The sequence below is a fragment of the Variovorax sp. RKNM96 genome, assembly GCF_017161115.1.
In the GTDB taxonomy this organism is placed as follows: domain Bacteria; phylum Pseudomonadota; class Gammaproteobacteria; order Burkholderiales; family Burkholderiaceae_C; genus Variovorax.
In genome coordinates this window covers 1,385,375-1,400,502 of record NZ_CP046508.1, presented here as the reverse complement: position 1 = coordinate 1,400,502, position 15,128 = coordinate 1,385,375, and the positions used below count along the sequence as shown (strand labels likewise).

Sequence of the window (15,128 nt, the reverse complement as noted above, 5' to 3'; positions counted from 1 at the left end):
TGCCGAGCGGCGGGGGCCGCGGGGATCCGGCCAGACAGCCTTCAGTTCAGAAGACCGTGCTGCATCGCCTCGTGGACCGCCTGGGTCCGCGACTTGACCGCGAGCTTCCGATAGATGCTCTTGGCGTGGAACTCGATCGTGTTGACCGACAGGTAGACCGCTTCCGCGATCTGCCGGTTGCTCCATCCCTGCGCGATCAACCGCAGCACCTTGAGCTCGCGGGGCGACAGCCGTGCCGTTGCCGACAACGGTTCGGCGGGAAGCGCGGTCCGGATGGGCTCGATCGTCTGCGTCTTCGCCGATGCGGCGATCAGCCCGAGGATGCGCCGCGCGACGCGCGAGTCCATCGGCGCGCCGCCGCGCTCGATCGAGCGCAGCAGGAAAGAGAGTTCAGCGTCGTCCGCTTCCGTCAGCAGGTAGCCGACGGCACCCGCGGAAATCGCGCCGTTCACCAGTTCGTGGTCGTCGCACGGCGACATGGCGATGGTCTCGATATGCCGGTAGGTCTCGCGCACATGACGGATCAGCGAGACGCCGTCGCTGCCCGGCAGGCACATGCCGACCAGCACGAGGTCGTAGGGCAGCGAGGCCAGCAGGTTGCACGCCTCCGTGCGCGTGGACGCCACCACGACGCGGCGGCCCGGCGCGAGGTTACCCAGGATGCGGCGCATGCGATCGGCCACGGCGGGGTCGTCTTCGACGATCAGCGCCCCGTGAAAGGTGCTCACGTACGACAGCTGCGACGCGGACGATACCGGCGCCGTTCTCAAAGGGTGACTGGAAAGATTGATGGCCACGCGCACGTCCCTCTTGCTACGCAAGGTAGCTTCCGAATGTTGACTTTCGTTTCAGATACCGCAGGAACGATGCCCGCGCGAAAGCCCTCCGGCCGCGCTCAGTGCGGCAAGGCGATCAGCACCTTGATTTCATTGGGAAATTCGCTCAAAACGGGCGTCGTCGAGGCGATTGCAAAGGCGGCTCCAGCGCTTTTTGGGCGCTGTTGTTACGCACTTGTGACCGTGTGTGTTACGTAGCATCGCGCCCGCTCGAACGCATCGGAAACCCGCATATCGATTGCGGCATCCGCCTCCCACGGTCCAGCGCACCCCGCATGCGCATTGGCTTTCAGCTGGTTTTGCTGATGGCACGGTCGACGCGGCTGCCGACGGCATAGGCCAAGAACTACCGATCCCGGTGATGTTCATCGGCGCCACCGTTCCTAGCATCGGTTGCATCGGGTAACTAAAGAAACCCGACCTCACTTCGAGGTTGACCCGGGCATGTCGGGGCTCGCGAAGTTGTCGCACATCCACCAAGGAACAGTCCAGATGACTACACCCAAGCGCTCCGCTACCACCCCCCGTTCCCGGGGCATTCGCCCCGCGGGGATCAGCCGTGTTCTGGCCTCTGTGTTGGTCGGTGCAGGGTACGTGATGACGTTGCCGGTTGCATACGCGCAAGTGGCCGTCGGGGGCGTCAACGTCGTTGTCGACCCTCCTGGTCTCGGCATCCTCAACATCACGAGCGGCAACAACGGCGTTTTGACCTCCGCCGACGGTATTTCCACGCCCAACCTGACGGCCACCAGCCTGACCGCATCGAGCGTCAGCGCCGGCACCGTGACCGCAACCAGCATCAGTTCGGCCAGCATTTCCGCCGCCAACGGAACACTCGGCACGCTGAGCGCAAACAACGTGACCACCGGCAACCTGTCGTCGGGCAACGGCACGATCCAGTCGTTGACGTCGACCAACATCCTCGCCACCGGCGTGACCGCCACGAACATCCTCGGCACGAACGTCGATGCCACGAACATCAACACGACGAACATCACGGCGGGCAACGGCAGCATCTCGTCGCTCACTTCGACCAACGTCAGCACGAGCAACCTCACGGCGTCCAATGGCACGATCAACACGCTGAGTGCGACCAATGTCAGCACCACGAATCTGACGGCCAACAACGGCACGATCAACACCCTGAGCGCCACCGACGTCAGCACCACCAACCTGACGGCCAACAGCGGCACGATCAACACGCTGAGCGCCACCGACGTCAGCACCACGAATCTGACAGCCAACAGCGGCACGATCAACACCCTGAGTGCCACCGATGTCAGCACCACCAACCTGACGGCCAACAACGGCACGATCAACACCCTGAGTGCCACCGACGTCAGCACCACCAACCTGACAGCCAACAGCGGCACGATCAACACCCTGAGCGCCACCGACGTCAGCACCACCAACCTGACGGCCAACAGCGGCACGATCAACACGCTGAGTGCCACCGACGTCAGCACCACCAACCTGACAGCCAACAACGGCACGATCAACACCCTGAGTGCCACCGACGTCAGCACCACCAACCTGACAGCCAACAACGGCACGATCAACACGTTGAGCGCCACCGACGTCAGCACCACCAACCTGACGGCCAACAGCGGCACGATCAACACGCTGAGCGCCACCGACGTCAGCACTACCAATCTGACAGCCAGCAGCGGCACGATCAATACGTTGAGCGCCACCAACGTCAGCACCACGAACCTGACAGCCAGCAGCGGCACGATCAACACGCTGAGCGCAACCAACGTCAGCACCACCAACCTGACAGCCAACAGCGGCACGATCAACACGCTGAGCGCAACCAATGTGAGCACGACGAACCTGACGGCAAGCCGCGCCACGATCAACACGATCAGTGCCACCAACGTCAGCACCACCAACCTGTCGGCAGCCAGTGCAACCATCAATGCACTGACCGCCAACACGGTGGCCGCGACCACGGTGAACGCCACCACCGTGAATGCCAACACCGGCAACTTCCAGACGCTGACGGCGGCGAACGGCAACATCACGGTGCTGAACACCCAGACCGGCAACATCACGACGATCAACGCGGTGACCGGCAATGTCACCACCTTGAATGCAGGCACGGTGAACGTCACCGGCAACGTGACGGCCGGCGGCACGATCGCCGCGGGCAACGGCATGGTCGCCAATGGCCGCGTGCAGAACGTGGCACCCGGCATCCTGCCGACGGACGCAGCCAACATGTCGCAGTTGAACCAGGTTCGCAGCGAAGTGCAGGACATGCGCAAGACCAGCAGCACCGGTGCTGCCATCGCCTTGGCTGCCGCCTCGGTGCCGGCGCTCGAAGCGGGAAAGAGCTTCGGCATCGGCGTGGGCGTGGGCTCCTACGACGGACGCTCGGCGGTCGCAGCGGCCGCGAGTTTCCGACTGAACGAGTCGGCCCAGATCAAGGTGAATTTCGGCAGCGGTAACAACGGCAAGGTCGGCGGCGGCATCGGCGCCTCCTGGTCCTGGTAATCCATTCCGTGCACCCGCTGCGCCAGCGCGCCGGGGTGCTTGCCAAGGATGAAATCGAAGGCCGGCACCTATACTGGGTGACCGGTCTTTTTTGCGGCAGCAACGGGTCGGGGCCGATGTGCCTGGCGGCCCCGCGACCCGCCCTTCACACAGCCTCATGACCACCTCCCCCATCGCGCCAGCGCTCGCCACTTTCGAGGAAAACGCCAAGGCCGATGCCCCAGCCCTGCTGGAGCAAGGCCTTGGGCTGCATCGACAGGGCCGGCTCGCGGAAGCACTGCAGGTCTACCAGTCCCTGCTCTCCCGATTTCCCGGTCATGCCGATGCGCTGCACCTGACGGGCGAAGCGCTGTACCGGCAAGGCCGGCCCCGGTTGGCGCTCAATCATGTGAACCAGGCGATCGCGCAATCGCCGCATCACTTCTATTTCAATACCCGCGCGACGATCTTCATGCACCTGGGCTTGCTGGTCGAAGCGCAGCAGGACCTGCGCCGCGCGATCAAGGCGTTTGCGAACTACCCCGAGGCGTACATCAATCTTTCGGCGGTCTACCGCCAGCAGAAGAAATTCAGGCAGGCACGCGAGGCCGCGGCCGACGCCACGCGCCTCGCACCACAGGCGCCCGCGGCATGGAACAACGCCGGCGCGATCGACATGGAACAGGACCGCTTCGACGAAGCCGTCCTTCACTTCCAGCAGGCCCTGAAGCTCGACGCGAACTACACCGCCGCCCACAAGAACATCGGCAAGATCCGCGCGCACCAGAAGGATTGGACAGGCGCCCTCGCCTCGCTCGAACTGGCGGCGGCCGACCCGCGTGACCTCGAGGCCTCGTACCTGCTCTCGCGCGCGCTGCTCAGCGCCGGCCGCACCGAGGACGCCATCGCGCCCATGCAACACGCCATGCGCAACTGGCCGGCCGAGGAGCGCCACAAGGCGCTGTCCGACCCCGAAAGCGTGGCGGCGCTTTATGGCGTCTGCGGTGCGCTCGAGGGCGTGTCGATGCGCTTTGCGGAATCGGCTGAGCTCTACAAGCTCGCACTCGACAGTCTTCCGGAGCACGAGCTGCTGCTGAACAACCTGGGCACGGTGAATTTCCGGCTCGGCCATTTCGACACCGCCATCGAGGTGCTCAAGAAGGCGCTGGAAGTGCATCCGAAACAGGTGCTTGCACGCTGCAACCTGGGCGTGACCTATGTGATGGCCGGCCAGTCGGAGGCGGCCATTGCGGAGTTCGAGCAGTGCCTTCGCGACGATCCGGAATTCATGCCCGCCATGGTGTGGATGCTGGGCGAAAAGGCCCACATCGCCGACTGGAGCGGCGTGCCCGAACTGCGCGAAAAAATCGCCACGCTGCTGGACACCCCGGGCAACGACCAGACGGTGTCGTCGTTCATCCTGATGTCCAACTACGACGACGCGCGGCGCCTCATGGCCTGGACGCAACGCTCCGCTGCGCTGGCCGACAGGAACGCGGGCATCAAGCCGTTTCCGGATGCGGGTGCGCCGCGCACGTCGCCGCGCATCCGCGTGGGCTACTACTCGTTCGACTTCCGCAACCATCCGGTCGCACATCTCACAGCCGAACTGTTCGCCCGGCACGACCGCAAGGATTTCGAGGTGTTCGCGTACTCGTACGGACCCGACGACGCCCACCCGACGCGCGCGCGCATCGCCGCATCGGTGGAGCATTTCGTGGACATGCAAGGCCAGTCGATCCAACAGATGGCCGAGCGCATCCGCGAGGACGAAGTCGACATCCTCATCGATCTCTCGGGCGACACGCGCGGCGCAAAGCCGCAGGTGATGGCCTACCACGCTGCGCCGGCGCAGCTCATGTGGCTGGGCTACATGGGCACCAGCGGCACGCCGAACTACGACTACCTTGTCTCCGACAACTTCCTCTCGCCGCCGGGCACGGAAGACTGCTATTCCGAAAAGCTGATGCGCCTGCCCGAGACCTTCCAGGTCATCGACTCGCAGCGTCCCACCCATCCGCAGAAGGCCACGCGCGCCGACCACGGGCTGCCCGAGGACGCATTCGTGCTGTGCAATTTCTCGCAGTCCTTCAAGATCCAGCCGGAGACTTTCGCGGCCTGGGCACGCATCGTTCGACGCATTCCGAACGCGGTCCTCTGGCTGGCGCAGGGGCCGAACGGCTTCGAGACGAACCTGCGTGCGCAGTGGGAGGCGGCCGGCCTGCCGGCGGAGCGCCTCATCGTTTCGCCGCGCATGCCGATCGACGGGCACCTGGCGCGCATCGGGCTGGCCGACCTGTTCATCGACACCTTTCCCTACAGCAGCGGAGCCACCGCGAACGACGTGCTGTGGGCTGGCGTGCCGCTGCTCGCACTCACGGGCACGACGATGGTCTCTCGCATGGCGGGCAGCCTGCTGGGTGCCATCGGGTTGCCGGAGCTGGTGGCGACGACACACGACGAATACGTCGAGAAGGCCGTGCACTACGCCTCGCATCCGGGCGAACTGGCCGTACTGCGCGGGCGGCTTGCGGAAGCGAAGGACGCGCGCCGCGGCTACTTCGACACGCCGCGCTTCGTGCGGCACCTGGAGGACGGCTTGCGGCTGATCGCCGCGCGCAGTCGTGAAGGTTTGCCGCCGGAGCACGTCGGGGTTGCGCTGCGCCCTCTGGAGAAGTGAGCAATCGCGGGCATACTCGGCACTCCTTCAACAGCAGAGCTCCAGCAGCCTTTTGAATCATGAGCATCCTCAGTGAATTCAAGGAATTTGCCGTCAAGGGCAACGTCATCGACCTCGCGGTCGGCGTGATCATCGGCGCGGCGTTCGGCAAGATCGTCGACTCGTTGGTCGCCGACATCATCATGCCGCTGGTGGGCCTGGTGTTCGGCAAGCTCGATTTCTCGAACCTCTACGTGGTGCTGGGCACCGCACCCGCCGGCGTGGCGAACACGCTGGCCGACCTGAAGAAAGCCGGCGTGCCGGTGCTGGCCTACGGCAGCTTCATCACCGTGGCCGTCAACTTCGTGATCCTGGCGTTCATCATCTTCATCATGGTCAAGCAGATCAACAAGCTGCGGAAGACCGAAGAGGCGGCGCCTGCTGCACCCGCTGCAACGCCGGAAGACATCACCCTGCTGCGCGAGATCCGCGACAGCCTCAAGCGTCCCTAAGGACTGCCCAGCGTCCTTGCCATGCGAAGCGCCTCGACGAGGCTCGACGCATCGGCCAGGCCGGTGCCCGCGATATCGAACGCGGTGCCGTGATCGGGGCTGGTTCGCACCAGCGGCAGCCCCAGCGTCACATTCACGCCCTTCTCCACCCCGAGGTACTTGACCGGGATCAGGCCCTGGTCGTGGTACATCGCGATCACCACGTCGAACTCGCCGCTGTCGACCACGCCATGCTTGGCGCGCGCGCGCATGAACACGGTGTCGGGTGCATGCGGCCCGTTGGCGTCGATGCCTTCGGCGCGCGCGGCCGCAATGGCCGGCGTGATGATTTCGCGCTCTTCCGAACCGAACAGGCCGCCCTCGCCCGCATGCGGATTGAGGCCCGCGACGCCGATGCGCGGCGCGCGGCCCAGCGCATGGGACAGCGCGCGGTGCGTGATACGCAGCGTCTGCAGCACGCCCTCGAAATGCACCGCCTCGATGGCATCGCGCAGCGACATGTGGATGCTCACGAGCACGGTGCGCAGTTCGTCGTTGGCCAGCATCATGCGCACCGGCACGTCGGCGACGCTGCGGCCCAGGTGCGCGGCCGCCTCGGTCTGCAGGAGTTCGGTGTGGCCGGGGTATGGGAAGCCAGCCGCGGCCAGCGCCTCCTTGTGCAGCGGCGCGGTCACGATGGCGGCGATTTCGCCGCGCAGCGCCGCGCGCGCAGCCCAGACCACGCAATCGCCCGCCGCGCGGCCGGCCTCGGCGCTGATCTGGCCCATCACGATGTTCGCTGGCGGTGCGATGACCTGCAGCACCGGGATGCAGCCGGGCGGAACGCCGGCGGCTTCGGCCACGGTCTCGATCTCCGCCACGGGCCATGCCGGTTGGCCCGGTCCGGCCAGCGCTTGCGAGGCACGCCGCAGCGTGGCCACGTCGCCGGCCACGAAAGCGCCACGGGTCGCGTCCGGCGCATCGCGGAAGGCCTTGGCGATGATCTCGGGGCCAATGCCCGCGGGATCGCCCAAAGTGATGGCGATGGCTCCGCTCATGCAGGATTGTCGATGTCGATGAACTCGTGCTTCAGCCCGAGCTGCGCCGCCACATGCGCGGCCACGGCCTGAGCACCATAGCGCTCGGTCGCGTGGTGCCCGCAGGCCAGGAAAGCCACGCCCATCTCGCGCGCGTAGTGGGCCTGGGGCTCCGAGATCTCGCCGGTGATGAAGGCATCCGCGCCGGCCGCGATGGCGGCCTCGAAGTAGCCCTGGGCGCCACCGGTGCACCAGGCGATATTCTTGATGGGACGGTGCGCGGTATCGAGCAGGGTCACGGGGCGCTTGAGCACCTTCTCGACATGAGAGGCGAGGGCCTTGGCGCTGGCGAAGTGCTCGCCGTTCTCTCGCGCACCGAGGAAGCCGAGCTCCTGCTCCCCGAACCGCCCGCCCGAACCCGCATGCGCCACGAGCCCCAGCTGCAACCCGAGCTGGGCGTTGTTGCCCAGTTCCGGATGCGCATCGAGCGGCAGGTGGTACGCGAAGAGATTGACGTCGTCGCCGAGCAGGAGGCCCAGCCGCTGCTTCATCCAGCCGGTGACACAGCCGTCCTGGCCGCGCCAGAACAGGCCATGGTGGACGAAGATGGCATCGGCCTCGGCGTGGATCGCGGCCTCGATCAGCGCGCGGCTGGCGGTCACGCCCGAGACGATCTTGCGGACCACGGTGCGCCCTTCGACCTGCAGGCCGTTGGGTCCGTAGTCCTTGAAGCGCCCGGGGGCCAGCAACAGGTCGAATGCGTGGAGCAGTTCGTGGCGTGTGGTGCTCATCGCGACATTGTCGCGCTGCCCGGGCCCCCGACGCCATCGCGCATGGCATGGCCGCGCGCGGCCAGTGGCAACAGGGCCAGCAGGAAACCCAGTGCTGCGAGTGCCGCGACGTAGTGCGCCGGTGCCATCGTGTCGTGCTGCAGCCAGAGCGTGAGGATCACCGGCGTGAGCCCGCCGAAGACCGCGTACGACATGTTGTAGGCGAACGAAAGGCCGGTGAAGCGCACCGGCGCCGGGAAGGCGCGCACGCCCGCGATCGGCACCGTGGCGATGGTGCCCACGAAGAAGCCTACCAGCCCGTAGTGCCAGAACAGCGTCGCCGGCGTGCCGGGCAGCCCCGTGTAGAACAGGTAGGCCGTGGCGAACAGGCCGCCCCAGCCAATCAGCATGACCGCGCGCGTGCCGATGCGGTCGCTGGCCCAGCCGACGATCACGCAGCCGATGGTCAGGGTCAGCGTAGCGAGCGCATTGGCTTCGAGCGCCAGCGCGGCCGGAATGTGGTGCACCTTCTGCAGGTAGGTGGGCGTATAGAGCACCACCACCACGATCGCGGCCGACAGCACCCAGGTCTGCAGCGCGACGTACACGCAAGCCAGCCGATGCTCGCGCAGCACGGTGCGCAGCGGCAACTCGCGGGCGACAGACTTCAGCCCGGCCAGTTCCTTGAAGACCGGCGTCTCGTGCAGGAAGCGGCGCAGGTACACCGATACCAGCCCGAACACGCCGCCCAGGATGAAGGGAATGCGCCAGGCGAAATCGCTCACCTGCTCGGGCGAGTAATGGCGGTTGATGGCCACCGCGACCAGCGAGCCCAGCAGGATGCCTCCGGTGATGCCCGAGGTCAGCGTGCCGATGCCGAAACCGTAGCGCTTGGCCGGCACGTGCTCGCCGACGAACACCCAGGCGCCGGGCATTTCGCCGCCGATGGCCGCGCCCTGCAGCACGCGCATCGCCAGCAGCAGGAGGGGCGCCGCCACGCCGATGCTCGCGTAGGTGGGCAAAAGCCCGATCACCAGCGTGGGCGCGGCCATCAGGAAGATCGACAGCGTGAACATGCGCTTGCGGCCCAGGAGGTCGCCGAAATGCGCGATGACGATGCCGCCCACAGGGCGGGCGAGGTAGCCGGCCGCGAAGATGCCGAAGGTCTGCAGCTGCCGCAGCCAGTCGGGCATGTCGGCGGGGAAGAACAGCCCGCCCAGCACCGTGGCGAAGAAGACGTAAATGACGAAGTCGTAGAACTCCAGCGTTCCGCCGAGGGCCGAGAGGGCGAGGGTCTTGTAGTCGCGCGCGTCGAGCGTGCGGGTCGGCTGCGGCTGGGCGCCGTCCGGGAGGGTTGCTTCTGAAGTCATGGCTGGCAGGGAAATCGTGACCGTGCGCGCCGGCCGGGGAACCGGGTGGGAAAAACGGGAGATGGCGCGCTGACGAGATGCCTGACCGCGTCCGCCGGGTCGGCAGTGCGGGAGGCCGGAAAAAAGCAGCCCGGGTGCGGCTGCGCCGCGATCCTAAGGGTTATCCCGCGTTCACGATGGCGGCGCGCACCAATCTCGACCCCGCCGCGCGGTCTATCGCTGGAGCCATTGAGGGACAATTGCAAACAACGCGCCGTTCGGCGGGTCCTTCGAACGTCTTTTTCATCAAGTTTTCATGAAACGCACCTGGCTGCTCTTTGCCCAAGCCGTGACCGTCCTGCTGGCGGCCTATTTCGTCGTCGCGACGCTCAAGCCCGAATGGATCAACAAGCGCTCGACCTCGCTCGGCGGCGTGGTCTCCATCGTCGAGGCGCCGGCCGGTAACCCCGCCGTCTTGTCGCCGGGCAGCCTCAGCGTGCCGGCCAAGAAGGCCTCGCCGGCGGTCGTGAGCATTAACACCAGCAAGGCGGCGCAGCGCCATCCGCGCAGCAACGACCCCTGGTTCCGCTTCTTCTTCGGCGACCAGGCCGACCAGCCCCAGGTGGGCCTGGGCAGCGGCGTGATCGTGAGCACCGACGGCTACATCCTCACCAACAACCACGTGGTCGAGGGCGCCGACGAGATCGAGGTCACCCTGAACGACAGCCGCCACGCGCGCGGCAAGGTGATCGGCACCGACCCCGACACCGACCTGGCCGTGCTCAAGATCGAGCTCGACAAGCTGCCGGTGATCGTTCTGGGCAACTCCGACGAACTGCTGGTGGGCGACCAGGTGCTGGCCATCGGCAACCCCTTCGGCGTGGGCCAGACCGTGACCAGCGGCATCGTCTCGGCGCTGGGCCGCAACCAGCTGGGCATCAACAATTTCGAGAACTTCATCCAGACCGATGCCGCCATCAACCCCGGCAACTCGGGCGGCGCGCTGATCGACGTCAACGGCAACCTGCAGGGCATCAACACCGCGATCTACTCGCGTTCGGGCGGCAGCATGGGCATCGGCTTCGCCATTCCGGTGTCGATGGCCAAGATCGTGCTGGAAGGCATCGTGAAGGAAGGCCAGGTACGCCGCGGCTGGATCGGCGTCGAGCCGAACGACCTCTCGCCCGAACTGGCCGAGACCTTCGGCGTGAAGGCGGATGCGGGCGTGATCATCACCGGCGTGCTGCAGAACGGCCCCGCCGCCAAGGCCGGCATCCGGCCGGGCGACGTGATCACCTCGGTGGGCGAGAAGAAGACCGACAACGTGCAGGCCCTGCTGACCGCCGTGGCGGGCTTGAAGCCCGGCGACACCGCGCGCTTTGCACTGCAGCGCGGCAGCGACAAGATGGAACTGGATGTGACCCCGGGCCTGCGCCCCAAGAGCCCGGTCCGGCAAGTGCCGAACCAGCAGGAATAACCTGGATCAGGAAGACGCCGAGGAATCGGCGTTTTCTTCTTCCTCTGGCTTCTTGCTGCCCTGCGCAAAGTAGCGTGCGCCGATGATGCCCACCTCGTACAGCAGGCACATCGGCACCGCCAGCGCGAGCTGCGAGACCACGTCAGGCGGCGTCAGCACCGCGGCCACCACGAAGGCCACCACGATGAAGTAGCCGCGGAAGGACTTCAGCTTCTCGATGGTCACCATCTCGAAGCGCACGAGCAGCATCACCACGATCGGCACCTGGAAGGCAACGCCGAACGCGATATAGAGCGAGAGGATGGCCTCGACGTACGACGAGATGTCGGGCGTGGCCGCCACCGCGGCGGGCGTGAACTTCTGGATGAAGCTGAACATCTTGTCCAGCACGAAGAACTGCACGAACGCGATGCCCGAATAGGCCAGCAGGCTGCCGAAGAAGATCAGCGGCAGCGCAAAGCGCTTCTCGTGGCTGTAGAGGCCGGGCGCCACGAACATCCAGGCCTGGTACATGAGCCACGGCAGCGCCAGCAGCACGGCCGTCATCATCAGCACCTTGAGCGGCACGAAGAACGGCGAGAACACGCCGATGGCGATGAGCTTGGCGTCCGGCGGCATGTGCGCCCGGATCGGCATCGCGATCAGGTCGATCAGCCCGCCCGGGCCGGGCCAGATGGACAGCAGGATGCCCGCGATCACCAGGCCGTAGACGCAGTAGAGCAGCCGGTCGCGAAGCTCGACCAGGTGCTGCACGAACGGCTGCTCGGTGCCCGCCAGCTCGTCTTCTTTGTCTTTGTTCTTGTCGTCGGAATCGGCCATGGGGAAAGGAAAGAGCGTGGCTTCGGCCGGCGTGCGGCAAGCGAGAAACGCGGGGTGTTGAAGCGCTAGTTGATCTTGTGCGGGCGGAAACGGGCAACCCGCGCCGCGCCCGACAACGCCTTGGTGCGCACGCCGTTGCGCGCCTTGTACCAATTCGGCGTGGCGCCCTGCTTCAGGCGCCAGTTCTTGCGGGGGTGCTTGTATTCGGGCACCGGGGCTTCGGGTTCGGCCAGGGCCGAGAGCGTTTCGCCGGAGCCGGAGAACTGCTTTTCGAATTCGCTCGCACCGGTGTGGATGTTGTGCTCGACGTCGCGGGCCGCCTCCTCCACCGTGGTCTTCATCTTGCGGAGTTCATCGAGCTCCATCGAGCGATTGACTTCGGCCTTGACGTCGTTCACGTAGCGCTGCGCCTTGCCGAGCAGGGTGCCGACCGTGCGGGCCACGCGCGGCAGCTTCTCCGGCCCGATGACGATCAGCGCCACGACGCCGATCAGCGCCAGCTTCTCAATGCCGAGGTCGAGCACGTGCGGTCCGCGCTCAGGACTTCTGACGCGCTTCGACGTCGATCGTCTTGTCGCTGTTGGCCGGCTGGCCGGTCACTTGCGCGGCGGGGGCCGAAGCGGCGGATGCGTCGGTGGTGGGGTTGCCGTTGGCATCCTTCATGCCGTCCTTGAAGCCCTTGACGGCGCCACCAAGGTCCGAACCCATGTTCCGCAGCTTCTTGGTGCCGAAGATCATGACCACGACGAGCAGCACGATCAGCCAGTGCCAGATAGAAAAAGAACCCATGGAAGACTCCTAAGAATGTGTCCGATTTTAGTCGGGTGGAATGTGACAGTTTGGCTTAATGAAAGTCAGCCGCGAAGCCATGGCCGGGGACCGCCCATGACGTGCACATGGAGATGGTGAACCTCCTGCCCGCCCTCGGTGCCGGTGTTGACGACGACGCGGTAGCCGCCGTCCGGATAGGGCCTGCAGCCCTGCTCCAGCGCCAGCTTGGGCGCCAGGGTCATGATCTTGCCCATGAGCGCGGCGTCGTCGGGCGTGAGCTGCGCCATCGAGGCGATGTGCTTCTTGGGCACCAACATGAAATGCACCGGCGCCCAGGGCGCGATGTCATGGAAACCGAACAGGTCCTCGTCTTCGTAGACCTTGCGCGAAGGGATCTTGCCTTCGACGATCTTGCAGAAAATGCAGTTCGGATCAGATGACATCTTTGGGTTCCATCGGGCGGTTGTCGTTCATGCGGATCATGCCTTTCACGATCCGGTACAGGAACCACAGCGAAATCAGCCCCCAGGCGATCCAGCCGGGGAAATAGAGCAGCAGGAAGAGCCACGAGGTCAGGATGTACAGCAGGCCCGCCCAGAGCACCGAGCGGATGCGCCAGCTGAAGTGCGAAGCCTGCCAGGTGCCAGCCGCGTCGTCGCGCTTGACGAAATCGATCACCAACGCCACGAGCAGGATGGCAATGGAGGCCTGCGCCCCCGGCACGACCGCGCCGATGGCCACGATCAGGTGCAGGATGTAGCTCACCCAGCCCCAGGTCTTGAGCGAGTCGTCGGGTTCCACGTTCACGATGTCGTTGGCCATGGGATGTCCTTTCAATCGTTGGATGCCTCGCGGGCCTGCACCTTGCGCAGGGCCTTTTCCTCGATGCCGCTGGTGCCTTCGCGGCGCTCCAGCTCCGCGACGACCTCGGCCGGCGAGAAACCGTAGTGCGCGAGCGCCACCATGGTGTGGAACCACAGGTCGGCCACTTCGTTCACTATTTTCGAGCGGTCGCCGCCGTGGTCGGCGTCCTTGGCGGCCATCACGACCTCGGTGGCTTCCTCGCCGATCTTCTTGAGGAAGGCGTCGGGGCCCTTGTGCAGGAGGCGCGCGACATAGCTCTTCTCGGGGTCGCCGCCGTTCGCGGGCAGTCGGGTCTCGATGACCGCGGCCAGGCGTGCAAGGGCGTCGGAGGTGTTGTTCACGGTGCCTGTCATTTGTAGATCGACTCCGGGTCTTTCAAGACCGGCTCGACCACGGTCCACTGGCCCTTCTCGTATTTGCTGAAGAAGCAGCTGTGGCGGCCGGTGTGGCAGGCGATGCCGGGCTCGTGGCCCAGTTGGGTGACCTTGAGCAGCACCACGTCGTTGTCGCAGTCCATGCGGATCTCGTGCACCGTCTGCACGTGGCCCGATTCCTCGCCCTTGAACCACAGCTTGTTGCGCGAGCGGCTGAAATACACCGCGCGGCCCAGCTCGGCGGTCTTCTCGAGCGCCTCGCGGTTCATCCAGGCGAACATCAGCACGTCGTTGCTGCCTTGTTCCTGCGCGATCACGGGCACCAGGCCGTTCGCGTCCCACTTCACTTCATCGAGCCAGTTCATGAGGGCTATTGTCGGGGATGGGGCAAAGACCCCTCAGCGGCCGATCAACGGTCGATTCGCACGGGGATGCCCCGCGCGGCCATGCGGGCTTTCGCCTCGCCCACGGTGTGTTCGCCGTAGTGGAAGATGCTGGCCGCCAGCACCGCATCGGCGCCGCCGGTCTGGATGCCGTCGGCAAGGTCGTCCAGGTTGCCGACGCCGCCCGATGCGATCACCGGCACGCTGACCGCATCGCTCACCGCGCGGGTGAGTTCGAGGTCGAAGCCGCTCTTGGTGCCGTCGCGGTCCATGCTGGTCAGCAGAATTTCGCCCGCGCCGCGGCGCGCCATCTCGGTGGCCCACTGCACCGCGTCCAGGCCGGTGTTCTTGCGGCCGCCGTGGCTGTACACATCCCAGCCCGGGCCGCGCGTGGCGGCCTCTTCGGGCGTGCGGCGCTTGGCATCGATGGCCACCACGATGCACTGCGAGCCGTACTTCTGCGATGCGTCGTTGATCACCTGCGGATCGGCGATGGCAGCCGAGTTGAAGCTGGTCTTGTCCGCGCCCGCATTGAGGAGCCGGCGCACGTCGGCCACGGTGCGCACGCCGCCGCCGACCGTGAGCGGAATGAAGACCTGCGAAGCCACCGCCTCGATGATCGGCAGGATCAGGTCGCGCCCGTCGCTGGTGGCGGTGATGTCGAGGAAGGTGAGTTCGTCGGCGCCCTGGGCGTTGTAGCGCGCGGCAATCTCGACCGGATCACCGGCATCGCGCAGTTCGAGGAAGTTGACGCCCTTGACGACACGGCCGCCGGTGACGTCGAGGCAGGGAATGATGCGTTTGGCAAGCATGGGATGAGGCC

Annotated in this window: 17 protein-coding genes; 5 read left to right on the top strand and 12 right to left on the bottom strand. The window is 65.9% G+C overall.

Annotated features, from left to right (window positions below; translation table 11 throughout):
- Positions 1-41 precede the first annotated feature (41 nt).
- The gene (locus tag GNX71_RS06370; RefSeq protein ID WP_241027183.1) at positions 42-728 is read right to left on the bottom strand and encodes a response regulator transcription factor; all 687 of its coding nucleotides are present in this window, start codon (positions 726-728) and stop codon (positions 42-44) included.
- Between the two features lie 705 nt (positions 729-1,433).
- Here GNX71_RS06370 and GNX71_RS06365 point away from each other — a divergent pair.
- From GNX71_RS06365 to mscL, 3 genes are all read left to right on the top strand, one after another.
- Entirely contained in the window at positions 1,434-3,332 is a 1,899-nt protein-coding gene (locus GNX71_RS06365) for a YadA-like family protein (protein WP_241027182.1), read from the top strand.
- Between the two features lie 157 nt (positions 3,333-3,489).
- Positions 3,490-5,991 (top strand): tetratricopeptide repeat protein, encoded by a 2,502-nt coding sequence (locus GNX71_RS06360; RefSeq protein ID WP_206177535.1) that lies wholly within the window; start codon positions 3,490-3,492, stop codon positions 5,989-5,991.
- Positions 5,992-6,050: 59 nt separating this feature from the next.
- Positions 6,051-6,482: a large conductance mechanosensitive channel protein MscL gene (gene mscL / locus GNX71_RS06355; RefSeq protein WP_206177534.1), complete on the top strand. Its 432-nt coding sequence runs from the start codon at positions 6,051-6,053 to the stop codon at positions 6,480-6,482.
- On the opposite strand, the gene pdxA is transcribed toward mscL, so the two are convergent.
- Genes pdxA through GNX71_RS06340 form a run of 3 tightly spaced genes read right to left on the bottom strand, consistent with a single transcriptional unit; the run spans position 6,479 to position 9,638 of the window.
- Positions 6,479-7,519, bottom strand: a complete 1,041-nt coding sequence (pdxA, locus tag GNX71_RS06350) for a 4-hydroxythreonine-4-phosphate dehydrogenase PdxA (RefSeq protein WP_206177533.1) — start codon at positions 7,517-7,519, stop codon at positions 6,479-6,481. The two genes, mscL and pdxA, sit on opposite strands and share 4 nt — an antisense overlap.
- Complete coding sequence (locus GNX71_RS06345) at positions 7,516-8,289, bottom strand: Nif3-like dinuclear metal center hexameric protein (protein WP_206177532.1); 774 nt, start codon at positions 8,287-8,289, stop codon at positions 7,516-7,518. Before GNX71_RS06345 ends, pdxA begins: the two co-directional genes overlap by 4 nt.
- On the bottom strand, positions 8,286-9,638 hold the full coding sequence (locus GNX71_RS06340) for an MFS transporter (RefSeq protein ID WP_206177531.1): 1,353 nt from the start codon (positions 9,636-9,638) through the stop codon (positions 8,286-8,288). The genes GNX71_RS06345 and GNX71_RS06340 overlap by 4 nt, the downstream gene beginning before the upstream one ends.
- Before the next feature lie 77 nt (positions 9,639-9,715).
- Here GNX71_RS06340 and GNX71_RS06335 point away from each other — a divergent pair, with 77 nt between their 5' ends.
- Entirely contained in the window at positions 9,716-9,937 is a 222-nt protein-coding gene (locus tag GNX71_RS06335; protein ID WP_206177530.1) for a hypothetical protein, read from the top strand.
- The gene (locus tag GNX71_RS06330) at positions 9,934-11,094 is read left to right on the top strand and encodes a trypsin-like peptidase domain-containing protein (protein WP_206177529.1); all 1,161 of its coding nucleotides are present in this window, start codon (positions 9,934-9,936) and stop codon (positions 11,092-11,094) included. The genes GNX71_RS06335 and GNX71_RS06330 overlap by 4 nt, the downstream gene beginning before the upstream one ends.
- Before the next feature lie 6 nt (positions 11,095-11,100).
- Here GNX71_RS06330 and tatC read toward each other — a convergent pair whose 3' ends face one another.
- From tatC to hisF, 8 genes are all read right to left on the bottom strand, one after another.
- Positions 11,101-11,913, bottom strand: coding sequence for a twin-arginine translocase subunit TatC (tatC, locus tag GNX71_RS06325; protein WP_206177528.1), 813 nt, complete (start codon positions 11,911-11,913; stop codon positions 11,101-11,103).
- 65 nt (positions 11,914-11,978) lie between these two features.
- Positions 11,979-12,437 (bottom strand): Sec-independent protein translocase protein TatB, encoded by a 459-nt coding sequence (gene tatB, locus GNX71_RS06320; RefSeq protein ID WP_206177527.1) that lies wholly within the window; start codon positions 12,435-12,437, stop codon positions 11,979-11,981.
- A 13-nt stretch (positions 12,438-12,450) separates the two neighbouring features.
- Positions 12,451-12,702 (bottom strand): Sec-independent protein translocase subunit TatA, encoded by a 252-nt coding sequence (gene tatA / locus GNX71_RS06315; protein ID WP_042579106.1) that lies wholly within the window; start codon positions 12,700-12,702, stop codon positions 12,451-12,453.
- Between the two features lie 65 nt (positions 12,703-12,767).
- On the bottom strand, positions 12,768-13,127 hold the full coding sequence (locus GNX71_RS06310) for a histidine triad nucleotide-binding protein (RefSeq protein ID WP_206177526.1): 360 nt from the start codon (positions 13,125-13,127) through the stop codon (positions 12,768-12,770).
- Positions 13,117-13,506, bottom strand: coding sequence for a hypothetical protein (locus GNX71_RS06305; protein WP_206177525.1), 390 nt, complete (start codon positions 13,504-13,506; stop codon positions 13,117-13,119). The genes GNX71_RS06310 and GNX71_RS06305 overlap by 11 nt, the downstream gene beginning before the upstream one ends.
- Positions 13,507-13,517: 11 nt before the next feature.
- Positions 13,518-13,901 carry a phosphoribosyl-ATP diphosphatase gene (locus GNX71_RS06300; RefSeq protein ID WP_013539726.1) on the bottom strand — a complete coding sequence of 128 codons (384 nt, stop codon included), beginning with the start codon at positions 13,899-13,901 and terminating at the stop codon, positions 13,518-13,520.
- The gene (gene hisI, locus GNX71_RS06295; RefSeq protein WP_206179365.1) at positions 13,898-14,296 is read right to left on the bottom strand and encodes a phosphoribosyl-AMP cyclohydrolase; all 399 of its coding nucleotides are present in this window, start codon (positions 14,294-14,296) and stop codon (positions 13,898-13,900) included. Before hisI ends, GNX71_RS06300 begins: the two co-directional genes overlap by 4 nt.
- A 35-nt stretch (positions 14,297-14,331) precedes the next feature.
- Positions 14,332-15,117 (bottom strand): imidazole glycerol phosphate synthase subunit HisF, encoded by a 786-nt coding sequence (gene hisF / locus GNX71_RS06290; RefSeq protein WP_093439779.1) that lies wholly within the window; start codon positions 15,115-15,117, stop codon positions 14,332-14,334.
- Positions 15,118-15,128: the final 11 nt, after the last annotated feature.